The organism is Sulfurimonas sp. CVO (assembly GCF_009883775.1).
Taxonomy (GTDB): domain Bacteria; phylum Campylobacterota; class Campylobacteria; order Campylobacterales; family Sulfurimonadaceae; genus Sulfurimonas; species Sulfurimonas xiamenensis.
In genome coordinates, this window is sequence record NZ_CP033720.1 from 1062653 (window position 1) to 1086435 (window position 23783).

The following is a 23783-nucleotide window of genomic DNA, read 5'->3' on the forward strand; positions in this document are numbered from 1 at the left end:
ATCTATTTTCCAAAAAAAGTATTTTGCTTCATTGCAAGTGAGTCTGTTGCATTACTAGACAATCCAAGGGAAAGTAATCCATTTAACCTGTTTTGAGCAACATTATCTGTCATATCTTTATAAACTTTATTAACAGGTGATTCACCCAATCCATTTCTAAGAGATTCAAAAATTAGATGTTGACCTTGAAGATTAATGACTGATTCAAATATTCCAATAATTGCATTATGCCAATTATCAAAATTTTGTTTTTTTATAGGCTTATAATTCCATTTTTCAGCAAAATTTTCGCCATTAACTGTAGGGTTTTCAATCCAATATCCATTACGATTTTCAATAAATTTTGTCATATATTTTAAGGTATCTGTCATTAATGCATATTCATTATCGTATGAATAGTTTTGAATACAATACTCATAAGATTTTGTCGCTAAAGTGGTAATTATAATTGATATTGGGGCATCATCTTTCCCATCAAACATAATATCTCTATGTCTTTTAAAAATTTGGATAAATCTTTTTAATAGAGGTTTATTTGGATTATGTTCTGGAAGTTCTGTTACTGTTGCTGCATCCTCAGTTGTAATCATCATATTTCTAGAATCAAACATAGCTTTTGTAGATTTCAATATTGGTTGCATTGATGCAATATCATCAAACCACTTTGCATACCCTTCTGGATTTGTTGGCATATATCGTTCAAGTTTTTTATCTGCTACCAATTCACTCTCATTATGGGGCTCAAAATGATTGTCAAGAGATGGTGTCACATCAAGATGAAATTCGTTTGCATAATTAATACACCAACCTCTATTTAATGGCGTTAACATTTTTTTATATGTATCATGTTCTTTAAGTCTATTACCTACAAGCTCCTTCAATCGCTCTGGAGTAATCATATCCGCTGATACATTCGGCGTATAAAAAACCAAATCAATATCAAACTCATTTTTACCAATAGGTTTAACTGTAGTTTCTAATCTAAATGAACCTTGAGGATATATTTCTCCATCTTTAAAGCATTGTTTTTTACCATCACCCAATAAGCAATATTCTCCTTCTGCTAGCCATTTCCCTACCGCTTTATATCGCTCTTCCGCCAATTGACGCTGTGTTTTAGTAATTTCTAAAGACTCACCAACTTTTTCTAGTATTTTAAATATTTCATTTTTAGTTGACATGCTCATCCTTGATATATTTATTTATAAAAGATTGAATTTCAGAATGTCTATCTGAAAAATCTTTATCTGCTTTACTTAACAAATTCTCATTTTGAGATACATCATCAAGTGGCAATGCTTTATCACTTGTATATGTTAATCGTAAAATATTTTCTTTTGGCATTAAAAACTGAAGTAAACTATTATTGGTTTTAGTTTGCAAATTTAATATCATAGAAATTAGTTTTTCTCTTTTCCATCCAGTCAAAAATCCCCACCATTTTGTATTAATATGGTAATCATTTTCTTCTACACCAGTTCCAATTGATACGATTATTACATCATTTGGTTCCATCTTAAATATCTTTTTTGCTTCAGCAAGTGCAACTAAAACAGGACTATTAGCCCAAAGCCCACCATCTGCAAGTAAAAAATTACCAATTTTATGAGGAGGGAAAAAGATTGGAGCTGAAGAAGATGCCAAAATAGCATCAGATAATAAGATTTCTTTATCTCTTACTAATTCTTTTGTATTACCATTACTATCTTGTTGACCATTAAAAGTGGTTTTAAATACAAACTGTGTTGAATTGCCAATGTCGGTTGCATTTATTAATAGTGGTTTTTCTATATCACCCAAAGTTGTATTTTTAAAAATTGCTTTTAGTTGTTCTTTTAATGGATTAGGATTATATTTACTTGCAAATAATCCGATTCGAGAAAGCCATCTCTTTTTAAATATATTTTTACCTTCATTTACATATAAAGCAATAACTTTTTCTATATCAATCTGTTTTACTATCGATCCAGCTAATATCGAACCAGTAGAAGTACCCACAATCAAATCAAAATCATTATAAAAATCTATATTGCAATCTTTTTTCATTCTTTTCAATATTTGAGCTGAATATAAACCTCTAATGCCACCACCATCTAAACATAATATTCTAAATTTTTTACTCATACCTTAACCCTCACTTCTCCAGTTAGTAGTTTTTGCATAAGTGCTTTTTTTTGTAGTTTTAACTCTTCAAGTTCGTTTTTGAGTAGGTTTATCTCATTATCTGCAAGACTTAAAACTTCTGCTATTTTTTGTTGTTCTGGTAATGATGGGAGTTTTGCTTTTGTTTCATTAAAATCTTTAATTGATAATGTAAATCTTGTACTTCCATTTGCTCTCTTAGCAAATTCTTTCAATATATCTATATTATTAAACACATAACCACTAAATTTTAAATCAATACTTTTTTTAGGTCTAAATCTAACTAAATGATAGCTATATACTGTATTTGGTAAATCTTCGATTATTACGGCTGAATGTCCAATATCATCTGGTGTTTCTGATGATGGAGTAAATAATATATCACCTTTTTTTAGATTAACTTTTTCATATTGTTCCTCTTTAAGTGATGTTTCGGAGCATTTGAAATTTTGATTAATATGTTTGTTTCGATAAACATCCATATAATTAATAAGATTAACAAGCTTTTCATTTTCATTAACAATTTTATCAATACTACTTGTTTTAAATTCTCCTATGTCTCCTAGTCTTACTTCTTCCCACTCATCATCAAACCCATCAAAACGAATTGTCCCACTTAAAAGTTTTTGCATTAAACCTTTTTTTAATTGCTCCTTTTCTTTTATTAGCTCTTCTTGTTTCACAATGGCTTCATCATAAATAGTAAAAATATTTGCAATTTTTTGTTGCTCTTTAAAAGGTGGTAGTGCTATTTCTAATTCTGCGAACTCACCTTGTCCTAATGTTTTATTTCTCCCAGCTCCACCAGGTGATGCAAGTTCAAGTAAATATTTTCCTCTTTTAGATTTGAATAGATACACCAAATAATCAAGATCTACTTTATTGGGTTGTGGCTTATACATTGGAAATCTATGTGAAGCAATCATTCCTAGCTCATTTTCAGTAGTTTTCCCTATAGCTTGTTCCCAAGCAAACACAATATTTACTATGAAACAATCAGGCTCAATCCAAAATACTGATTTATTTCCAAGTTCTTTTCCCAAAACTGTTTCTTTGTAAAATATACCTTTTCCGTGAGAACGAATTCCAATCTGTTTATATTCTTCATCAGCTATCACATCTACAGAATTTCGAACTCTTTTTAATACTTTATCAGTACGATATAATTGCCAATCATTGGGTATCACTCCAACTTTGGTTTTTTTATAGCCCTCTGGCACTATAGTTTTCATCTTATAGCCCTAGCTCTTTTAGATAAGCACTCATTTGAGTTTTTATAGTTACAAGTTCATTCTCTATTTTTGAAATATTTGCTTTTGTAGCTTCTATATCTACAGGTTCTTCCTCTTCAAATGTGTCTACATATCTTGGTATATTTAAGTTATAGTCATTTTCTTGTATCTCTTCAAGAGTAGCTACATGTGAGTACTTTTCTATTTCGCTTCTATTTCTATATGTTTCGATGATTTTATCAATATTTACATCACTAATATTATTTTGATTTTTTGCCTTGTCAAACTCTCTACTCGCATCTATAAATAAAATATCGTTATGTATTCTATTCTTTTTAAAAACAAGTATTGTTGCTGGAATACCTGTACCAAAGAAAAGGTTTGCAGGTAGTCCTATGACAGCATCTAGTAAGTTTTGCTCGATGAGTTTTTGTCTTATTTTTCCTTCACTAGCACCTCTAAAAAGTACACCATGAGGAAGTACTACACCCATTCTTCCATGTTCATTTAAACTTTTTATCATATGTATCACAAAAGCATAGTCGCCTTTACTTTTTGGTGGTACAGTATAGTGGTTAAATCTCATAAATGGATCGTTCTCTGCAAAATCAGCTCCCCATTTATCAAGACTAAACGGCGGATTTGCTACAACTACATCAAAAGTCTTAAGAAGATTATCTTGTAAGTGAAGTGGATTTCTTATAGTATCTCCCCACTCTATTACTGCATCGTTTATCTCATGTAAAAACATATTCATCTTACAAAGTGCTTGAGTTTGACCGTTTTTCTCTTGCCCATAAAGACGGAAGTTTTTGCTTCCTATCTCTTTTGATGCTTTGATAAGTAGTGAACCAGAACCACATGTAGGGTCATATATCATCTCTCCCTCTTTTGGCTCAACTAGTTTTGCTAAAAGTGTTGATACTTCACTTGGAGTATAAAACTCCCCACCTTTTTTCCCTGCATCACTTGCAAAGTGTGAGATTAAGTACTCATAAGCATCTCCGATAACATCATTGCCCTCAAGCATTGAAGGTCTAAGGTCTAGTCTTGTATCACTAAAGTCTTCGATAAGATTTTTAAGTATTGTGTTTCTCTCTTTTGTATCACCGAGTTTGTTTCTATTGTTGAAATCTATACTTCTGAATATTCCTTCTAGTTTGTCTCTATTGTCCTCTTCGATTCTCTCAAGCACTTTATTCATTATTTCACCAAGGTTTGGAGCCTCTTTGTGTTTAGCCAAATAATCAAATGTACAACTATCATCAAGTCTGAATTTTTCTCTTTTTAACTTTGCTTCGATTCTATCAGTTTTATCGCCGTACTCTGCTTGAAGCTGTTCTAGTTTTTCTTTGTAAAAATCAGATAGATACTTCACAAATAGCATCGTAAGAACATAATCTTTATAATCACTTCCATCCATCGTACCTCTGAATGTGTCGCAAGCTTTCCATACTACATTGTTGATTGTGCTTTGAGTCGTTTTTTGCATTTAATTATTCTCCTTGTAATGCTAATGTTTCAAATATCTCTTTTGAGTATTTTTGTTTTTGGTTTATTAGGTTTTGTAAAAGCTCGTTTTCTTGATGAGCAAGTTTTAGGTATTCTACTATCTTTTTTTGTTTATCTAGGTTTATAAGTGGTATTTTTATCTCATTTACATCTGCTACTTTTATCATAGGTATTGTTGTACCTGATAGCTCTGTAGATAAAGCTCTTCTGACAATAGTGCTATTAAGATAATGAGCTATGAAATGTGGAACAAATCTAGTATCTTGAATTTTTACACGAACCATCAAAGATGGATAGATAAGATTTTCATACTCTTTATCTATATATACAGCAAAGTTTGGCTCTCGAAGTCTTAAAAGGATGTCACCTTGCTTTACTTGATAATCCTCTTTGATTTGCTCATTTGAGATAAACTCATCTGCAAAAGTATTATCATAGAGGGCATTTTCATTAAAAGACTTGAGAGATACAACACTATAATAAAACTTAGATGCTTTGCTCATATCAGCTTTTTTTCTGTTGAGCACAAGTCCAGTTTTTATCTCGGCTATGTCGTTTAGTTTAATCACGAAAAAACCTTTGCCAATTTATAAATCACATAATCTTCTTTATTAATAGAGACCGCTTTAAAATTAAAATTATGTAAGATTTTAGTCATTTCTTTTGATTTTTCTTTGCATCTTGCCATTAAACTATAATTTGGAAATTCTCGATTAATCATTTTAAATAAAACTTCCATATATTTTGTTCCATTACCACTGTGTCTGTATTTCGGTAAAATGGAAAAATACCAAATCTCAATTTCTTTGTTAGCAGAATCAATAGCTAATGTCATAAAACCGATAGTCTCTTTTTCATATAATGCACATGATAAAGTTATAGCATTTCTTCCACGAGCATCAGCTCCATGTTTTCCATTTGTCATATGTTCGATCATATGGTGAAATTGACTTTTATCGCTTATGATACTTTTTTCATAACTACCATTATTGACTCCATCTATAAATAGATCTTTGATTATTTCAAAATCACTAGTTTTTGTATCAATAAGGTCAAATTGTGGTACAAAAAATTTTCTTACAAATGAAAGCATTTACTACCTTTTTATTTTTATGCACTATCTTTAAAATAATACATTTATTTTGAAAGTATAGCAGATGAAAATATTATTGTCAAGAGTTTTTTTGTCGTATTATTAAAATAATACAATATCAACTATTAAATACATAAATGTTAATAGCTATAACAGAAAGTATTAGAACAACATCAACTTTCCAGCTCCAGTAATTAGCAATATTATTGAAACCATCATATCCTGATTCGCTTACTCCATCATCAAAACTATTTGAGTTACAACCATAAGGTGTACCTCCTGCATCAATTCCTCCACCTGACATTGGCAAGCCTGTACTTGGGTTTATATCGTTCATTGTTTTCTTCCTTTTTATAAATATCTTTATGTATATTCATATTTTGGAGAAACCCAATACCCCCCTCTAAAATTTCTAGATTAAATATAAACCTATTTTATGGGGTTTAAGAGATGTTTACAGAAAATATTTTTCTAGAAAAAAGTATATGTTTTTCTAGAATTTTATTATCAAAATTCATTAAGATAAGTCAGATAACCAAGATAACTCTACTTTATAGGAAATACAAATAAGAAAATGAAAAAGATAGCCAAGGATAGCTCTAAAAAGATATGTAAAATTTGAGTGTCAAAAAGTAGATTTGATGTGTCATTTCTTGTGACAAAAAGATTTTCTTAAAGGGTAAATTTTGAAGAGTTGTGAAAATTTAAAACCCTTTATTTATGGGCTTTACAGGGGTTTTAAGTAAAAGTTTCCTTTCTCGTAATAGACTTGTATTTTCAATATTTAATCCTTTCTTATATTTTTCTTGTTTATAAAAATGTATCTATATTTTTACAATTATTGAAAATCTATGCATAAACTAAATTAAGTTACATTAAGTTAAGAACAACTTAATATATTCAACAGTATACTAAAACATATTTAACATTAAAGGATAACAAATGAAAGGTTTATCACTCGTTCTTATAACTTTGATACCGGCAGTATTGAGCGCTATGACAATTACGGAGGCGGTTCAAAAGTCAGTTATGACACACCCTCAAATTGAAATGAAAAAAGAGGATCATCTTACTCAAAAAGAGTTGCTTGTTCGTTCGCAAGCTGGCTATTTACCATCAATTGATTTATCCTATTCAGTTGGTCCGGAAAAAACAAAAACTATAGCAAACAGCAGAGAGAAGTCTGATTTGACACGCCAAGACGCTTCAGTTACTTTAGTTCAAAATGTTTTTGCAGGTTTTGACACAAAATATGCTTTTAAACAACAAAAAGCACTTGTTTTATCTGCAAGCGATAAAGTTAAAGAGAGTGCAAACAATCTGGCACTTGAAACTGCCACATACTACATAGATCTTCTTAGAAATCATGAACTGCTTCAAATCGCAAAAGAGAATGTAGAAGTACATAAAAAATATCTTTCACAAATAGACGAAAAGGTAAAAGCGGGAGTTGGGCGCAGTTCTGACTATAAACAAACTTTAGCTCGTTATGAAAATGCTCTAAGTATCCAATATTTAGCACAGCAAAATTATGACAACTCTATCTCTAGTTTTGAACGAATATATCCGGGTGAAGTAACTGCTTCAGATTTACAAAAACCATCAATTGGAAATATCCCTGCTAATGATTTGGAATCTTTGGTTGAGATTGCTATGCAAAACAATCCTACAATAGATGTTTCACAAGCAGACATTCAAGCTGCAAATGCTGCAATTAAACGCTCAGAAGCATCTTATTATCCGCAAGCGGATATTAAACTAGAAGCTTACTGGGACAAAAATATAGACGGCACTTCAAAAGGAAGCGGAGATCCATTCCCAGCTGCTTATGAAGAGGAGTCAGGTTATAACGCTCTTCTTGTTATCAACTATAACATCTTTAATGGTTTTGCAGACAAAGCAAACAAACAAGCAAATCAACACAGATTGCTTAATAAAAACAGTACGCTAGCAGATGCAAAACTCTACATAAAAGCTTATACAGAAATTGCTTGGCAAACATTTGAATCAACAAAACAGCAATTAATTCACCTAGAAAACACTATAAAAGCGAGTGGTGAAACTGTTTCTGATTATCAAAAAGAGCATGAACTGGGAAGAAGAAGTATTATCGATCTTTTAAATATTGAACTTGAGTATAACAGTGCAAAAAACCGCAAAGTTATAACTGAGTATGACCGTCTAATAGCATACTACCAAATTTTAGCATATACTGGTAAAATCTTAGAAGAGATGGATGTAGTTGTTGAGTAACAAAATTGAGAATCCGCTCTTAGAGTGCTTGGTGATTTTCACCAAGCTCTATGGTCGTCCTTTTAGTGCAGACGCATTGATTGCTGATCTTCCTATTCCGCCTGGAAGAACTACTCCTAGACTTTTTTCACTTGATTCCAAAGGTTCAAAATCTGCTTTTCATCGCGCAGCGCAGCGTGCAGGATTTAGCTCTAAGTTAGTAGACTACTCATTTAAAGATATATCCCCTCTTCTTTTGCCTGTTATTTTGATTTTAAAAGGTGACAAAGAGAGTGAAAAAGCTTGTATTTTAACAGAAATAAGTCCCGACAAAAAGTATGCAAAAATTATACTTCCTGAAATCGGTGAAGGTGAAAACTGGGTAAAAACAGAATTTTTAGAAGCTGAGTATATTAATTTTGCATATCTGCTTAAACACAATCATCAATATAAAGATTCACATAACCGCTTACTTAAACATGAAAATCATCACTGGTTTTGGGGAACGCTAAGATACTTTTCCGGTATATATGCAGATGTGATTGTTGCCTCATTTTTAATAAATTTATTTGTTATGGCAACACCGATTTTTACTCTCAATGTCTATGACAGAGTTGTACCCAACAATGCTATGGATACTCTTTGGGTATTTGCAACAGGTATTATTGCAATTTATATATTTGATATAGTTTTAAAATTTCTGCGCTCCTATTTTCTGGAAAATGCAGCCAAAAAAAGCGATGTCATTATGTCCTCTATTATTTTTGAGCATGTTCTCAATCTAAAAATAGCATCAAAACCTCGATCTATAGGCTCTTTTGCAAACAACTTAAAAGATTTCGACTCTATTAGAGGGTTTTTTACCGCTTCATCTATTGCTACCATTATTGATCTGCCCTTTACCCTAATCTTTTTATTTATTATATATATAATTGGTGGCTGGTTGATTTTTATTCCTATCGTTGGTGCTTTAATTATTATCATTTACAGCATCATTGTTGAAAAACCGATGAGACGCAGTGTTCAAAACACATATGAAGCTTCTGCACATAAAAATGCTGTTTTAATTGAGTCACTCACCGCATTAGAGACGATAAAAGCCTTGGGTATAAGCGGTCAATATCAATGGAAATGGGAAGAGGCTACAGGTGATGTTGCGCAAAAAGGTCTAAAATCCAAAATTTTATCAAACTCTATTTCAACATTTGTAAATTTTATAGTTCAGTTAAATACTGCATCTTTAATAATCGGCGGAGTTTATGCAATAGGAGAAAAATCTCTAACAATGGGTGGATTGATAGCTGTTGTTATGCTTGGCTCAAGAACGCTTGCCCCGCTTGGTCAAGTGGCTGCACTTATTGCGAATTTTCAACAAACAAAAACTGCATATGATGTTATCAATACCATTATGAAGCTCTCAGTTGAACGCGAAGAAGCAAAAAACTATGTTCAGCGTCCATCTTTTAAGGGGAAAATAGAATTTAAACATGTAAGTTTTACCTATCCTGAAACTGACAATAAAATCTTGGAAGATATAAGTTTTGTTATAAATCCAGGAGAATCTGTCGGCATTATAGGAACAAACGGATCCGGCAAGACGACTATCGAAAAACTTATATTGGGTTTGTATGAGCCAACGGAAGGATCTATTTTAATAGACGGAATTGACATAAAACAGATAGATCCGGCAGATTTAAGACGCAACATCTCCTATGTACCGCAAGATGTTGTTTTGTTTCAAGGAACGCTAAAAGAAAATATTGTTTTACGCTCCCCGGGGGCAAGTGATGAAGATATTTTACATGTAGCTAAGTTAAGCGGCGTAAGCGATTTTGCCAATGCTCATCCTATGGGTTACGACATGCCTGTTGGTGAAAGAGGCGACGGACTCTCCGGCGGACAGAAACAATCCATTTCAATCGCAAGAGCGTTTATACATCGAGCACCTATTATTCTGCTAGATGAACCGACAAACTCTATGGACAGCACACATGAAAACCATTTTATCAGAACCATAAATAGTTATCAAAAAGAGAGAACAATGGTTTTAATATCGCATAAAAACATTCTGCTTGCGCTTACACAAAGATTAATTTTGCTTGACAGAGGAAGAATTATTTTGGATGATACGCATGATAATGTTATAAAACAACTGCAAACACAACAAAAAAGAGTAGCTCATGGGTCTTGAAGATAACTTTGTAGAGTACTCTTACAAAAAAAAAGATATTAAAAATCTTCGTATAAAAAATGAAGAAGATTTAGAGTATATGAACTCTGTCAGTGCTGCGCTTTTAAACCAGAGTACACTATCAACCAAAATAATGTTATGGATCGGTGCTTTTTTCATTGGCTGGCTTATTTACTGGGCATACTATGCGGAAATTGATGATCTAACTCGCGGCGAAGGCAAAGTTATTCCATCTACCCAAATTCAAGTCATACAAAATCTTGAAGGCGGAATTGTAAGCGAAATCCTTGTTGAAGAGGGAGAAAATGTAAAAAAAGGCGATATCCTTATAAAAATAGATGACACAAGTTTTGTAAGCAGTTTTATAGAGAGCAAGCTCCGCTACAATGAACTTCAAGCGAAATCAATTCGACTATTAGCAGAATCAACCGGAACACCTTTTAAAGCAAGTGAAACAGTTAAAAAAAATGCACCGGAACTTATAAACCGTGAAAAATCTTTATATCTAAGCAACAAAGAGCAGCTCGAAAACAATATACTTATCTATCAGCGCCGCTTAAAACAAAAAAAAGATGAGTTAAAAGAGGCTGAAGCAAAACTGGATAATCTTACAAAAAATTTTAATTTTATCACAAGAGAGCTGCAACTCAATAAGCCGCTTGTTGATAAAGGAATAGTATCAGAAGTTGAATATCTGAAACTTCAAAGAGAAGCCAGCAGCATCGAAGGACAAATGAGATCAACAAAACTCTCTATTCCGCGCCTCAACTCTATTATAGAGGAGCAAAGAAATAACATCAAAGAAGTTGAATTGCGATTTCGCAATGCCGCTAAAGAGGAGTTCAATGAAGTTGTAGCTGAAATGTCTCGAATAGAGAGAGCAAATATTGCCAGAGAGGATAAAGTCAAGCGCACATTTGTGCGCTCCCCTGTTGATGGAAAAGTTAAACGACTACTTGTAAATACAGTAGGCGGTGTTGTTAAGCCAGGAATGGATATTATAGAAATTGTTCCTTCACAGGACAATTTACTTATTGAAGCAAAAATCAGACCTGCCGATATTGCTTTTTTATTTCCTGGTCAAAGAGCTATTGTAAAATTTTCTGCTTATGATTTTGCAATATACGGTTCACTTGAAGGTACAGTGACCCATATTAGTGCTGATACCATTTATGATGAAGTCAGCAGACAGAACTACTATCTTGTCCGTATAAAAACTGATAAAAATTACTTAGGAAATGAATATAAAAAACTTAATATAATTGTCGGTATGACTGCAAGTGTTGATATTATGACCGGTAAAAAAACTGTTTTGGATTATATTTTAAAACCAATATTGCGTGCACGGGAAAATGTACTAAGCGAAAGGTAGCCTTATGAAAAAGATAATACTATTTACAACAATGTCATCTATTTTAAAACACTGGGAAAATGCTTTAAAAGATTCATATGACACAATTTCTATAGATAACTTTGATCAATTGAGAGAGTATCTGACAAAAGAGAAAAACAGAGTTATTGTAATGTTGGATGAGATGAGTCTACTAAATATTGAAGAAACACTGCTGAAGCTCAAAGAGTATCCGCATGCGATAATTTTACTCTTTAATGCCGTTCCTGAGGTTTACCATGCATCAACTCTGCTTGGAAGCGGTATAAAAGGGTATGAAAATTCATATATAAACAAAGAGAACTTGTTAAAAATGCTCTCTACAGTTGAAAATGGAAACAACTGGCTTTTTCCTGATTTGACCTATTTTATTATTAATAAATATATTCAAAACAAAAAGAAAGATGAACCTGACTTTGTATCATCTTTAACAGAAAAAGAAAAAAGCATCACATTTATGGTCGCTGAAGGTTTAAGCAATAAAGAGATTGCGCAAAGAGAGAAAATTGCGTTATCTACAGTTAAAAGCCATATTCACAATATATTTGAAAAGGCAAATGTAACTGACAGAATCTCTCTTGCACTAAAGTTTAAATAGCAAAATTAAACTGTTTCAATCGGTATATCTACATCGATAAGAAGCTGCACACTCGGATCATCTATATTTGTATATGTAGCATAACCATCTTCTGTAACTGTAGGTGAAGGATCAGGTATCCATCCGTTATCTGTCAAATTATTTACTCCATCACCACTCTCTCCCGTAACTTTTAGTACATTGTCACCATCTGTTATATCAACAACATCAGCCAATGTAATATTTGACAAAGTATAATCACCGCTAGAGAGATCGATTTCATCTATAGAATCTGGAGCATCACCCTCAAAATCATTATTTTGATCTAACAATACCCCAATATCTATCGTGCCTCCGGATGAACTCTCTCCTTCAAATGTGAGAACCTGTTCTCCATCAGGACCACTTATCTCAAAGTTGTCAATACTCCAAGCCTCCTTGTCTCCTCCCTGATCTTCAGTATTTTGCGATTGAAATTCAACCTTGATAATTCCATTTTCGGGAACGGTAACATCAAAGTCATAGTCATAATACCCAAGCCCATCACTATCAGGAGAGTATGTCTGAGTTTGTATGACACTATCTTCACTGTCATAAACTCTTATTATAAAGGTATCATCACCTTCCCACTCATTTACGCCGAGCGTAAACGAAATATTTACCTCTTCATCTGCATGATCACTCAGATCAAAATCATGCGATCTTGTGTCGCTGTCTTGAGTAAACCATCCTAGTTCATTTGGCGGAATTGTAGTGCTTCCTCCCCCCATATTGCTCTCATTACCTTCGCCAATCCAACCTTCATTATTATTGCCTGGAGGGCTGTCAAATGTATGCAGAATTAAGCTATCAGCTGGAGCAGTCTCTACATTTCCTGTAATATTGTTAATAGGAACTGATAAAAGTTGAGTTGTATAGTTCCCCGCTGAGTCTGTTACTGTTACATATAGGTTATACTCATTATCACTATCCAAATCTTTTGGATTTTCATAGTCAGGCGCCTCTTTAAAGCTTAAAATACCACTTACTGGATCAATAGTAAATAGTTCACTATCTTCTCCTGATATACTGTAACTGATAGCATTTTCACTACTTGCCGTAACCCGCATAACAGGAGTTGTATCTGTCTCATTAAAAAGAGCTATGTTAGAAGATGTGATTACCGGAGGAGTGACATCCGCAGAAGTGACATCGAGTTCTGCAATGTTATAAGTAACATCTAGGTCCCCTGCTAAATCCAAGTACACTGGAATCTGCAACGATATCAGTTTCAGTAAAAGCAGTGCTTCCTTCAGCCTCCTCTTCACCGGCTGCTGTTTCTAAATCTTCACTATCTTCTTTAACTTCAGCTGTTTCTAAAATCTCAACCAAACTCTCATCACTTGCTATGCTTTCCATTGCATCTCTGCCGTGGATAACGGAACCGTCTGCTAAAATTCTAAATACGCCCGTATATGCTGATGCCTCCGGAAGTGCTAAAAACTTAATCTGAAACAGAGCACCTGCATCATCGCTTATAATCTGTTCATCTTCGTACATAAAACTGCCATACACAGGTTCGCGAACAACTCCATCTGTACCCACAATTTTAATATTGCCCTCTGTAACCTGTATCTGCCCTACAATTTTTCCAGTAGCCATTTTGCACCTCCGAGTTTTATTTATACAAAAATACTAACATATATAAATTTACATGTAAATAGTACTTTAGTATTGATAAAAAGGAGTTACTTGCAGTCGTGATTGACTGCAAGTAAAATAGAAATTATTACTCTACTATAATACTGTCTTCTATTTTTAAAGTAACAGTATCATCGGTATAAATATTATAACCATCTACATTTTCACTAAACGGTAATAAAGTAGTATCCACATTAATTGTATATGCACCTTCATCTGAAGATTCAATCACTAATGTATTATTTCCATCCGTCGCATCCATAACATCACCTGGATTAATTGCACTAGCATCACCACTGCCAATTACCGTCGCACCAGAACTTAGCTGAATCACTTCAATATTGTCTACATTAGCAAGATTGATAGTTTCTGCATTTCCTATAAGCGCATCGCTGCCATCTCCTGCATCTATCAGTGTATCTAAAGTATCATATTCAATAGTGTCATTGCCCGCACCACCGTCAATAGTGTCATTGCCAGCGCCACCATCGATATAGTCATTACCCTCTCCACCAATTATAATATCATCGCCTGCACCGCCATCGATAGTGTCATCACCATTCCCGCCATCGATATAGTCATTACCCTCTTCACCAGTCAAAACATCATCCGCTGTTCCGCCTAATATTGTATGTGAATCAGGAACACCTGCACCAATTTCAGTTGTTACTATATCTACTGTAGGCACAAAAGTACTAGATATAGCTATTGGACTTGTTAAGGTCATTTCTACATCGTTTAGGTCTGTTAAAGTAGAACTCAATCCAAGGTCGGCTGCATCAATAACCCAATTTCCATATCCATCTGCTTCAATTTCAGTTACACCATCTGATAATGTTATTGTTGAACCTGCAGGAAAGCCGCTTAATGTAATAGTTGAAATTTCCTCACTTCCATCAGTGTCACCCAACCCTAAACCATTTAGATGTATGACTGAGTCATAACTATCAGGTGTTGATGATACAGTGCCATATACATTAAGTACACTAAATCCATCCGTACCAGCACTTGCACCACTATCATCATCAGAAATCAACATCTTTGCAAAAGCAGTTGTACTACTTATTGTAATTGTATGTGCAGCATTACCACTAAGTAAAGAACCATCTATAAGACCATCACTGCCTAAAATATAAACTGTTCCTTTACCATCAATTTGATAAGTAATTCCAGAAGTAATAGCAGCAGCAGATGCATCATACAATTGTATTGTCATTACATCGTCGCTTGCATGCTTAATATCTATATTTATTGTATTGAGCGTAGTACTTGTTGGAAACTCTATTTGAAGCCACTCTGTTAAAGCACCATCAATATCTCTTGCATCACCACTTCCGCTATTGCTGTCAATACCAAGACCATTACCGTCTGTATTAACCTGTACAACTGTTCCAACAGGACCGGTCAACTTTAGACCATCTGCTGTTTCAAAAATATTCGATGCTGTATTTATATCATCACTCATAGTTAATGTACTAGTATCTATTACCGGAGGCAATACATCCATAATCACACTCAAAGTATCAGTTTTAACAGTATCAGTAACAGGAGTAATATCAATATTCATTGTTTGTGATGAGCTCCAATCCGTACCATCACTTGCACTAAATGTAAAAGAGGTGTCACTACCATTATTTGGAGTAGTTAAGTACAAAAGACCGCTATTAATATCAACTACAGAAATTTCATCTCCCACAGCTACAGGATCACCATCCAAGTTTAAAACGCCGTTAGAAGGTAATGTATCAATTCTAATAGCACTCATCTCATCACCGTCTATATCATCAAAGCCTATGAAGTCTGCTAAAGTTATAGTGTAATCTATATCTTCAGTTGCATAGATTGTATTACTTTCAATAGTTGGTTTATCGTTTGTACCTGTAATCGTTATTGTTACAGTCTCTGTATCTGACAATGGTGTTCCAGCATCATCCGTCGCTTTAACTGTATAAGTAAGAATTAAAGTTTCACCCGCTGCCAAGTAATCAAACGCTTCACTGCCTGAATTAAAGTTCCATGTTAATGTATCACTGTTTTCAGTTCCATCTATAATATCCGTTGGCGTAACACTAAACATTGCTTTTAATTGAGCATCCGTCGGAGCAGCCGCATCAGTTCTGTCTGAAGTACCTGTTACAACAATCCCATCAACTGAAGCCGTAACATTATCTGTAGTATCAACATCACTAACAGTCATTGTCCCTGTAGCAATAAGTGCTGCATTTGTTTCATTTAATGAATCTATATCTGGTCCATCAGTAATAACCGGTGCATCATTCGCAGGAACAACATTAATTGTCAATGTGCCTACATCACTAAACTCCCCATCTGTTACTGTATAGTTCACACTATCCGTTCCATTAAAGTTCGTTTTAGGTGTATAAGTGTAACTGCCATCTTCGGCAATGACTATTGTTCCGCCTTGCGCAGTTGTATATGTGCCTGCCTCAACAGTTAGATCATCACCGTCGACATCATAATCATTTTCATTTAAATTGATTGTTGAATTAAGGACAATGTCTTCTATTGCATCAACAGTATCATCATATGCAGTTACAGGCTCATTGACATTATTAACGAACACAGAAAGAAGCTGTGTTGTATAGTTTCCAAATGAATCTGTAGCAGTTACATACATATTGTATTCATTGTCTTCATTAAAATCCTTTGGATTTTCATAATCTGGAGAGTCTTTAAAAGTTAAAAGACCTGTTAAAGGGTTAATATCAAAAAGGTCACTGTCCAACCCTGAAATACTATACTCAATAGCACTTGCACCGCTTGCTTTTACTTGCATAACCGGATCTGTATCATTTTCATCGAAAATAGTATTATTTGGGGATGTAATAGCAGGCAACGCAACTCCATTAGTACTATCTTCACTGCCATACTCTGTTATGCCAAACCCAAGCTCACTATTTTCACCTCTGTTAAATCCAAGTACACTAGAATCTGCAACAATATCAGTTTCAGTAAAAGCCGTGCTTCCTTCAGCCTCCTCTTCACCGGCTGCTGTTTCTAAATCTTCACTATCTTCTTTAACTTCAGCTGTTTCTAAAATCTCAACCAAACTCTCATCACTTGCTATGCTTTCCATTGCATCTCTGCCGTGGATAACGGAACCGTCTGCTAAAATTCTAAATACGCCCGTATATGCTGATGCCTCCGGAAGTGCTAAAAACTTAATCTGAAACAGAGCTGTAGGATCTTCACTAATCACCTGCTCATTTTCATATAAGTAACCTTCAAATCCTGGTTCACGAACACTACCATCAACCCCTAGAATTTTAATATCACCTTCTGTTACTTGTATCTGCCCTACAATTTTTCCAGTAGCCATTTTGCACCTCCGTATTTTATTTATACGAAAATATTAACATATGCTTTTAAACATGTAAATAGTACTTTGGTACTTATATGATAGAGTAGATTTAAAATTTTTATAGTAAAATTCAAAAATGACAAATGATTTAATTTTAAACTATGTACTTCTTTTTATGATTCTTGAACTCTATGAGATAACATGGCAGAAAGCACCTACTGTAATGGGAATGATTAGTAAAATGAACAAATACTATTCAAAAAGCATATTTCTGTTTTTGATTATGCACCCTACATTTTATTTCAGCATAGGTTTTGCGATGTTGACTGATTATAATATATTTGCCATGATTTTACTCTTTTTAAAAACAGCAGACATTGCAACAAAAATATTACTTATTGAGCAGATTTTTAAAAAAAAGAAACTATCTCATGAATTGAGCTTAGCTCTCTTAACGCCCATAAACAACTTTTTACCATATGTTGGATTATTCATATATCCTCTTTTTATCATACTTGCTTTTTAAACAAGATTATAAAACAATATCCAGTATCTCCATGGGCTTTTTTACAACAATTTTGGCATCACTTACTGGAGTAAATCCCCATGTTGCAAAGATAGAATCTATTCCTGCGCTCTGCGCACTTAATGTGTCTTTTATATTATCCCCAACCATCCAAGCTTTATGATTTTTACTATCAAATTTATAATGCTCAAGTATAAAATGTAACATCTCAGGACTAGGCTTAGCTTCAATTACCTTATCCGCTCCTATGATTACATCAAAAAGCGGTTTTACTCTTAAATGTTCAAGCATCCTCAGAGCAAACTGAGTAGGAGCATTTGTTGCTACTGATATCTTTACATTTGAGTCCACCAAACTCTTTAGCATATCTTCGACACCTTCATAAAGATAAACATTTTTCACACATTCACTCTCATAGTGTAGTTCAAAAAGATCTCTGTCTTTTGGAAGATAGATTTCAGTCTCGTAAAAAAGTTTTGCAAGATTTCTCTCTTGCATATTGATTGCTTCAACGATATACTCTTCACTCAACGGAGCAAGATTATGATGTGATTTTCTTACATAATTAACAGATGCCGTGATGTCTTTTTTAGAATCAATCAGCGTACCATCCATATCAAAGATAACTATTTTCATTGTTATTTTATTTCATTTTCTCATACAATTCAAAAAGTGTTTCAACAAAAAAATCACTATCATTAGGACATTCGCAGACTCTGTAGTCTTTAAATCCAAGTTCTTCTGCAACCTCACGATACTCGATATCAAGCTCAAAATCAGTTTCAGAATTATCGATAGTAAAAGCTATTGGAAATATAACAACTTTTTTGCTTTTTATCTCTTTTAACTTCTCTTCAAGAGAAGGTTTAAGCCACTCCATAGGTCCCACTTTTGATTGATACGCTAAATGTACATCTTTAAAATGCATTCCCTCATTTTGAAGCATCTCTTTTAAAAGCGCGACATGTTTTTGCACATGTCTCTCATAAACATCACCTCTCTCAATCACTTTGACAGGAAGCCCGTGAGCTGAAAAAATTATCTCAAAATTTGTGCTTTCATACTCGCTTATACGCTCTTTTATTCTTTGGATTATTGCTCTGTTGTAGTTAAAGTTCTGAAAAAAATGTTTGATTTCAACCAAAATAGCATCACCGCCTCTTAAATGGTACTGCTCTTCGAAATCTTCCAATGATGATTTTGTAGTTGTCGTTGAATATTGTGGATAAAGCGGGATAAGATAGATTTTTTCTATATCTTCTTTGTTGAGTCTCTCTATCACCTCTGACGCAAACGGAGGTGTATAGCGCATAGCAAAATCAACTACAACATCTTCTCCCACTTTAGCTTGAAGCTTTTGTACAAGTTTTTTTGTATGCCCGACTATAGGAGATTTTCCGCCTATCTGCTTATATATTTCTTGCGATTTCTCTGTTCGCGTAAAAGTAATCATTTTTGCTATAAAACTTCTTAAAAGCGAACTCTTAACGGTAATGATATTTTTATCATTAAACATATTTGTTAAAAAAACTTCAACCTCTTTTAGGTTGTTTGGACCACCCATATTGAGTAAAACTATCGCCTCTTTTTTCATAACTTATTCCTCTTTTACTCGTAAACTTATTTCATACATAACACGCTGCAATGGCAACATGTCTTCATAGTTTTTATAGAGCGTTTCAATAAGCAAATCACCATTTTCAATCAGATTTGGCTCTAAAATTTTATAAACTGCCATCCCTTTATAAAGACTCAAATCCACACTTGGCATCTCAGGGCTAAAACCTCGCGGATATCTCTTGTAACCCTTCTCTATAGTCTTATAACCTTTTGTCTCAATGTTTTTTAAAAGTTTATCAAGAGCAACTCTTCGTTCTTCATCTCCTATGTACTCTCTATAAGCATCAAGAAGGGGTTTTTCAAACCATCTTACACCTGCTGATACAAAAAGTTCATCAGGGGAGAAGTGAAGGTAAAATGATGATTTTTGAAGCCTGCTTCCACTACTGCCTTGAGTAAAAATGATGCCGATTCTTGATTTTAGAGGCGCTTTATTTGCTCCCATCCTGCGAGTATCTCTATAGATTCTAAAGAGTGATTTGTTTATTTTTGGTTCAAAGTCTATTGTCGGCTCTAGTGCCATAAGATGATCGCCCATCTCTTGAACAAAAGCGCGAGAAGGGTTTAAGATATACTCCTCATATTCGCTTCTATGCACCTCAAACCACTCTTTGTTATTATTTTTACGGATAGAGTCTAAAAAAAGAAGAGCCTCTTTAGGAAAACCTTTAAAATCCATTTCAAAATCCTCTAAGCCAACTTTCTATTTCTAAATGCAATAACAATTACAACAAAAAGAATCGTATATGTCACAGGCACAAAATCGGGGATAGGAACAGGGTCACCCTTTGCATATGAGTGCATTCCGGCAAGATAGTAATTTACTCCGAAATAGGTCATAAGAACAGATGTATATGAAAGCAGTGAAACTACACTAAAGCTAAATTCATTGTAAATTGATTTTATAAATCTAAGATGAATGACAACTGCATAAACCAAAATCGTCACAAGCGCCCAAGTCTCTTTAGGGTCCCATCCCCAGTAGCGTCCCCAGCTCTCATTTGCCCAAACGCCACCGATAAAGTTTCCAAGCGTCAAAAATGCAAGACCGATCATAAGACTCATCTCATTAATAGAGTTTAATTCTTTTATGGAGAGTGAGATATGTTTTTCATTGTTTTTGTTCTTAAACACAAAAAGAAGAATCACTATAAAGCCCAAAAGTGCACCAAGCCCCAAGAAGCCATAACTAGCCGTAATAACAGCTACATGTATGCTTAGCCAGTAAGAGTTAAGAACCGGTACGAGGTTTGTAACCTGCGGATTCATCCAGTTTAAATGTGCCACAAATAAAATAAGACCTGTCAAAACAGCAGTTGAAGCCATAGTCATAGACGAGCGTTTTGAGAAGAAAATACCTGCCAAAATAGTTGCCCAGCTGATATATATCATCGATTCATATCCATCTGACCACGGCGCATGTCCGGCTACATACCAACGAAGACCCAGCCCAAATGTATGTGCTATAAATAATAATGTCAATAGCAATAAAGAAATTTTCTCAATTGCTGTTATATTTATAGCAGGTTTTAATATTTTTATAAAACTAGCAATAAGCAGCATAAAACCAATCACAAAGTAAAGAGGATAAAGTCTTTCAAATATATTTGCATAGTTGTATAACATCTCCGCTTTTATCTTTGTTTCTGAAGGCATAACAGATGCTCCATAAAAGTTTTGATACTCTGATATCTCTTCTAATACACTGTTGGCTTCACTCCAGTTTCCTGTGTTTACTCCTTTTTCTATTGCCGTAAAATATTTAAATGCAATATCTCTTATCTTTTGAGCATTATTTTTTGAAAATGTTTGAAGTGCTTCAATAGTTGGATACCATTTGTTATTTAGATCATTTGGTTTTGGCCAAATTTTTACCAAAGAACCGGCATATACAGAGTAAGAAACATTTATTCTTTCATCAATTTCCAAAACAGCTTTATCCAGCAAATTTCTATTTTTCGGCTCTTTTATAATTGCATTGTTTACAAGTTCTGCTAACTTATATCCTCTTAGTTTATCAGGATCTGTAAAAAATTGTGAAAATGAAGCATATTTTGCATCAGCTTTTGCCCCAATAATTTTATTTATCTCTTCATTTTTTGTTCTAATAATTTTTAACTCTTTATAAGCGTCAGGCTTAGTCATCATTCCTAAGACAACTTGATTTGCACTAAGACTTTGATCCCCTATTTTTAAAGATGCACCTCTATAAATCTTTGCGAGTATCTCGTTTGAAAGGGTATCAAGGGGTTTCATTCTTCCTGAGCTGTCTTGAATGGTCAACTCTCCAAATCTTTTTGCATGCTCTTTATCAAAAGAGAGTACAGTTTTTATAATCGGATCTATCTCATCTGCATATGATGGCGCTACACTAAAAAGCAATCCTATTGAAAGTAAAATTCCGAGAGCTTTTTGCTCACTTGCCTTTTTCGCTCTGTTTGATAAAGCAGCAAATCTGTTTTTTCTTGAGAAAAGAGACCAGAACATCCCTAGTCCCAAAAGAAAATATCCTATATATGAGGGTAATGTTCCCGGATCGTTATTTACTGACAATATTGTTCCTTTCTCGTCTCTATCATATGAAGATTGAAAAAATCTATATCCGCGATGCTCTAAAATATTGTTCATATAGATTCTATAAGGCATATGTATGTTTTGTTCTTTATCAATCAATTCTACTTCACTTGCATACGATGCAGGAGACATAGAACCTGGATATCTGTCTAACTGAAAATCAAGAAGTTTAACCTCAAAAGGAATTTCTAATCTTTTAGAACCATATGATATAGAAACTTTTACACCGTCTATAACTGTGTAATACTCTTTTGCTTTTCTGCCGGCTTGACCGAAAATCGTTATATTTTTTGAAGTTTCACCAACTTTTACATTAAAGACTAAAGCATCCTGCTGCGGTTCCATTGGAGAAGCATTTGGATTTGAAACAAGTTTTGTAATTGCATGATTGTAAAATTTTCGTACTGCAAAACTACTTCCGTTTACACCAAAAATAGTTCTATATTCAAGACTATTTTTATCACTTGGATTCATTTCACCCTGTGAATTATCATCCATTTTTAAAAACATAAGAGGCATATCATGTTTCATAAAAAGTTTTCCGTTTTCACTAAAGATAGAAATAACAGGTTTTGAAAAACTCTTTTTAGAATCAAAATCTATGACTATATTTTCATTTTGATAATACTCACCTCTGCGAAGTTTTAATGGAGTGCTGTTTTCATTTTCAGTTACCATCATATCTATTATTTCAAAACCGCCCTCTTTTGCCTCAATCAGTTTGTCTACAACATCAGGAATATACTCAACAAGTTTTACATCAACATCTTTTGCGTCCACTTGTAAAGATGAAGAGAGCGAATTAGTACTTTTTTTGGAAAGATAGAGAGTTTTTTCACTTGTTGCTGTTTTGTCGCCTGATTTGGCAGTTACACTAAAGTATGTATCAGCACTTAGCATCGTGTTCGCTGTCTCGCCCTCACGAATATGCATAGTTCCTTCAAATCCAATAAAACGAGTTATTGCAGCACCAAGAACTATAATTATAAAAGAGAGATGAAAAATAAAAATAGGAATTTTTTTAACACTAAACATCTTATATTTAAAAATATTTATTATTAAATTAATTGTTAAAAGTGCGATTAAAATCTCAAACCAACGAGCATTGTAGATTTCTGCTTTTGCTGTTATAGTTCCATAGTCATTCTCTATAAATGTTGCATATCCTATAGCTGCCGCAAATATAATCATCATGATAGCCATGGATTTCATGGAGCCTAAAACTGATATAAGTTGTTTCATATGTCTAATTTCCCTCTAAGACTTTTAAAATGTCTTTTATTTAAAAAAGGATATTCTATTTAAAATTAGCTAACAAAGGGTTAAATTAGTACTTAACTATTGAAGTTACTCTTCTAACTTAAAGGTTACTCTAAAGTCTCCATTATCAAGTTCTTCAACTTCATGTGCAATAGTTAAAGGAATTCTTTCATATAGAGGAAAAGGCTCTTGCAAAAAAATCCCAACAATTCTAACATTTTCACTTTTAAGAAGAGTAAATGCATAAATAGCATTTATCATGGGTTCAGGCGGATGAGAATTTGTTGCATCAAATTCATAATATGTCAACCCATTCTCTTCATATTTGTAAAAATCAAAAGTTGCTCTTGGAATTTTAATAAGCTCTTTTTTCATTTTATACCTACTTTTTAACTAAAATTTTAACATTTTATAATTTAAAAATTATTATCA

At 33.6% G+C, this 23783-nt stretch carries 20 protein-coding genes; 5 read left to right on the forward strand and 15 right to left on the reverse strand.

Annotation, left to right across the window (positions count from 1 at the left end; all coding sequences use genetic code 11):
• Positions 1 to 2: 2 nt before the first annotated feature.
• The 7 genes from CVO_RS05395 to CVO_RS05425 all read right to left on the reverse strand — a co-directional run bounded on the left by CVO_RS05395 (position 3) and on the right by CVO_RS05425 (position 6316).
• Positions 3 to 1181: a nucleotidyltransferase domain-containing protein gene (locus CVO_RS05395; protein WP_159570630.1), complete on the reverse strand. Its 1179-nt coding sequence runs from the start codon at positions 1179 to 1181 to the stop codon at positions 3 to 5.
• Entirely contained in the window at positions 1171 to 2124 is a 954-nt protein-coding gene (locus tag CVO_RS05400) for a CBASS cGAMP-activated phospholipase (RefSeq protein ID WP_105939025.1), read from the reverse strand. Before CVO_RS05400 ends, CVO_RS05395 begins: the two co-directional genes overlap by 11 nt.
• Positions 2121 to 3374 carry a restriction endonuclease subunit S gene (locus tag CVO_RS05405; protein WP_159570633.1) on the reverse strand — a complete coding sequence of 418 codons (1254 nt, stop codon included), beginning with the start codon at positions 3372 to 3374 and terminating at the stop codon, positions 2121 to 2123. The genes CVO_RS05400 and CVO_RS05405 overlap by 4 nt, the downstream gene beginning before the upstream one ends.
• Before the next feature lies 1 nt (position 3375).
• The gene (locus CVO_RS05410; RefSeq protein WP_159570636.1) at positions 3376 to 4866 is read right to left on the reverse strand and encodes a type I restriction-modification system subunit M; all 1491 of its coding nucleotides are present in this window, start codon (positions 4864 to 4866) and stop codon (positions 3376 to 3378) included.
• Positions 4867 to 4870: 4 nt separating this feature from the next.
• A complete protein-coding gene (locus CVO_RS05415; RefSeq protein ID WP_159570639.1) occupies positions 4871 to 5455 on the reverse strand; it encodes a restriction endonuclease subunit S in 585 nt (194 codons plus the stop codon).
• Positions 5452 to 5979: a GNAT family N-acetyltransferase gene (locus CVO_RS05420; protein ID WP_159570642.1), complete on the reverse strand. Its 528-nt coding sequence runs from the start codon at positions 5977 to 5979 to the stop codon at positions 5452 to 5454. Before CVO_RS05420 ends, CVO_RS05415 begins: the two co-directional genes overlap by 4 nt.
• A gap of 118 nt (positions 5980 to 6097) precedes the next feature.
• Positions 6098 to 6316, reverse strand: coding sequence for a hypothetical protein (locus CVO_RS05425; RefSeq protein ID WP_159570645.1), 219 nt, complete (start codon positions 6314 to 6316; stop codon positions 6098 to 6100).
• A 605-nt stretch (positions 6317 to 6921) separates the two neighbouring features.
• On the opposite strand from CVO_RS05425, the gene CVO_RS05430 reads away from it, so the two are divergent.
• From CVO_RS05430 to CVO_RS05445, 4 genes are read left to right on the forward strand one after another with little or no spacing between them, the layout of a single operon-like run.
• A complete protein-coding gene (locus CVO_RS05430; RefSeq protein WP_159570648.1) occupies positions 6922 to 8232 on the forward strand; it encodes a TolC family outer membrane protein in 1311 nt (436 codons plus the stop codon).
• Positions 8222 to 10402, forward strand: coding sequence for a type I secretion system permease/ATPase (locus CVO_RS05435; RefSeq protein ID WP_159570651.1), 2181 nt, complete (start codon positions 8222 to 8224; stop codon positions 10400 to 10402). The genes CVO_RS05430 and CVO_RS05435 overlap by 11 nt, the downstream gene beginning before the upstream one ends.
• The gene (locus tag CVO_RS05440; RefSeq protein WP_159570653.1) at positions 10392 to 11774 is read left to right on the forward strand and encodes an HlyD family type I secretion periplasmic adaptor subunit; all 1383 of its coding nucleotides are present in this window, start codon (positions 10392 to 10394) and stop codon (positions 11772 to 11774) included. Before CVO_RS05435 ends, CVO_RS05440 begins: the two co-directional genes overlap by 11 nt.
• 4 nt (positions 11775 to 11778) lie before the next feature.
• Entirely contained in the window at positions 11779 to 12390 is a 612-nt protein-coding gene (locus CVO_RS05445) for a response regulator transcription factor (RefSeq protein WP_159570656.1), read from the forward strand.
• 5 nt (positions 12391 to 12395) lie between these two features.
• Here the strand turns inward: CVO_RS05445 and CVO_RS05450 are convergent, their stop codons facing one another.
• From CVO_RS05450 to CVO_RS09905, 3 genes are all read right to left on the reverse strand, one after another.
• The gene (locus CVO_RS05450; RefSeq protein WP_159570659.1) at positions 12396 to 13628 is read right to left on the reverse strand and encodes a cadherin repeat domain-containing protein; all 1233 of its coding nucleotides are present in this window, start codon (positions 13626 to 13628) and stop codon (positions 12396 to 12398) included.
• Positions 13576 to 14010 (reverse strand): hypothetical protein, encoded by a 435-nt coding sequence (locus CVO_RS05455; protein WP_159570662.1) that lies wholly within the window; start codon positions 14008 to 14010, stop codon positions 13576 to 13578. Before CVO_RS05455 ends, CVO_RS05450 begins: the two co-directional genes overlap by 53 nt.
• 127 nt (positions 14011 to 14137) lie before the next feature.
• Positions 14138 to 17389: a cadherin-like domain-containing protein gene (locus tag CVO_RS09905; RefSeq protein WP_159570665.1), complete on the reverse strand. Its 3252-nt coding sequence runs from the start codon at positions 17387 to 17389 to the stop codon at positions 14138 to 14140.
• A gap of 118 nt (positions 17390 to 17507) precedes the next feature.
• Between CVO_RS09905 and CVO_RS05465 the strand changes: the two genes are divergently transcribed.
• Complete coding sequence (locus CVO_RS05465) at positions 17508 to 17897, forward strand: hypothetical protein (RefSeq protein ID WP_241690938.1); 390 nt, start codon at positions 17508 to 17510, stop codon at positions 17895 to 17897.
• A gap of 6 nt (positions 17898 to 17903) precedes the next feature.
• On the opposite strand, the gene CVO_RS05470 is transcribed toward CVO_RS05465, so the two are convergent.
• The 5 genes from CVO_RS05470 to CVO_RS05490 all read right to left on the reverse strand — a co-directional run bounded on the left by CVO_RS05470 (position 17904) and on the right by CVO_RS05490 (position 23726).
• The gene (locus tag CVO_RS05470) at positions 17904 to 18533 is read right to left on the reverse strand and encodes an HAD family hydrolase (protein ID WP_152299202.1); all 630 of its coding nucleotides are present in this window, start codon (positions 18531 to 18533) and stop codon (positions 17904 to 17906) included.
• Between the two features lie 7 nt (positions 18534 to 18540).
• Positions 18541 to 19491 (reverse strand): ferrochelatase, encoded by a 951-nt coding sequence (gene hemH, locus CVO_RS05475; protein ID WP_152299201.1) that lies wholly within the window; start codon positions 19489 to 19491, stop codon positions 18541 to 18543.
• A 3-nt stretch (positions 19492 to 19494) separates the two neighbouring features.
• On the reverse strand, positions 19495 to 20196 hold the full coding sequence (locus CVO_RS05480) for a DUF2461 domain-containing protein (protein WP_159570668.1): 702 nt from the start codon (positions 20194 to 20196) through the stop codon (positions 19495 to 19497).
• 11 nt (positions 20197 to 20207) lie between these two features.
• Positions 20208 to 23333 carry a cytochrome c biogenesis protein CcsA gene (locus tag CVO_RS05485; RefSeq protein ID WP_159570671.1) on the reverse strand — a complete coding sequence of 1042 codons (3126 nt, stop codon included), beginning with the start codon at positions 23331 to 23333 and terminating at the stop codon, positions 20208 to 20210.
• 105 nt (positions 23334 to 23438) lie between these two features.
• Positions 23439 to 23726 carry a hypothetical protein gene (locus tag CVO_RS05490; RefSeq protein ID WP_152299198.1) on the reverse strand — a complete coding sequence of 96 codons (288 nt, stop codon included), beginning with the start codon at positions 23724 to 23726 and terminating at the stop codon, positions 23439 to 23441.
• Between the last annotated feature and the right edge of the window lie 57 nt (positions 23727 to 23783).

Bases quoted from the DNA above. Each gene is read 5' to 3' on its own strand.
- CVO_RS05430 (WP_159570648.1), top strand. From the start codon at position 6,922: ATGAAAGGTTTATCACTCGTTCTTATAACTTTGATACCGGCAGTATTG.
- CVO_RS05445 (WP_159570656.1), top strand. From the start codon at position 11,779: ATGAAAAAGATAATACTATTTACAACAATGTCATCTATTTTAAAACAC.
- CVO_RS05410 (WP_159570636.1), bottom strand. From the start codon at position 4,866: ATGCAAAAAACGACTCAAAGCACAATCAACAATGTAGTATGGAAAGCT.
- CVO_RS05400 (WP_105939025.1), bottom strand. From the start codon at position 2,124: ATGAGTAAAAAATTTAGAATATTATGTTTAGATGGTGGTGGCATTAGA.
- CVO_RS05470 (WP_152299202.1), bottom strand. From the start codon at position 18,533: ATGAAAATAGTTATCTTTGATATGGATGGTACGCTGATTGATTCTAAA.
- CVO_RS05455 (WP_159570662.1), bottom strand. From the start codon at position 14,010: ATGGCTACTGGAAAAATTGTAGGGCAGATACAGGTTACAGAGGGCAAT.
- CVO_RS05420 (WP_159570642.1), bottom strand. From the start codon at position 5,979: ATGCTTTCATTTGTAAGAAAATTTTTTGTACCACAATTTGACCTTATT.
- CVO_RS05480 (WP_159570668.1), bottom strand. From the start codon at position 20,196: ATGGATTTTAAAGGTTTTCCTAAAGAGGCTCTTCTTTTTTTAGACTCT.
- CVO_RS05395 (WP_159570630.1), bottom strand. From the start codon at position 1,181: ATGTCAACTAAAAATGAAATATTTAAAATACTAGAAAAAGTTGGTGAG.
- CVO_RS05465 (WP_241690938.1), top strand. From the start codon at position 17,508: ATGACAAATGATTTAATTTTAAACTATGTACTTCTTTTTATGATTCTT.
- CVO_RS05490 (WP_152299198.1), bottom strand. From the start codon at position 23,726: ATGAAAAAAGAGCTTATTAAAATTCCAAGAGCAACTTTTGATTTTTAC.
- CVO_RS05425 (WP_159570645.1), bottom strand. From the start codon at position 6,316: ATGAACGATATAAACCCAAGTACAGGCTTGCCAATGTCAGGTGGAGGA.
- CVO_RS05405 (WP_159570633.1), bottom strand. From the start codon at position 3,374: ATGAAAACTATAGTGCCAGAGGGCTATAAAAAAACCAAAGTTGGAGTG.
- hemH (WP_152299201.1), bottom strand. From the start codon at position 19,491: ATGAAAAAAGAGGCGATAGTTTTACTCAATATGGGTGGTCCAAACAAC.
- CVO_RS09905 (WP_159570665.1), bottom strand. From the start codon at position 17,389: ATGGCTACTGGAAAAATTGTAGGGCAGATACAAGTAACAGAAGGTGAT.
- CVO_RS05440 (WP_159570653.1), top strand. From the start codon at position 10,392: ATGGGTCTTGAAGATAACTTTGTAGAGTACTCTTACAAAAAAAAAGAT.
- CVO_RS05485 (WP_159570671.1), bottom strand. From the start codon at position 23,333: ATGAAACAACTTATATCAGTTTTAGGCTCCATGAAATCCATGGCTATC.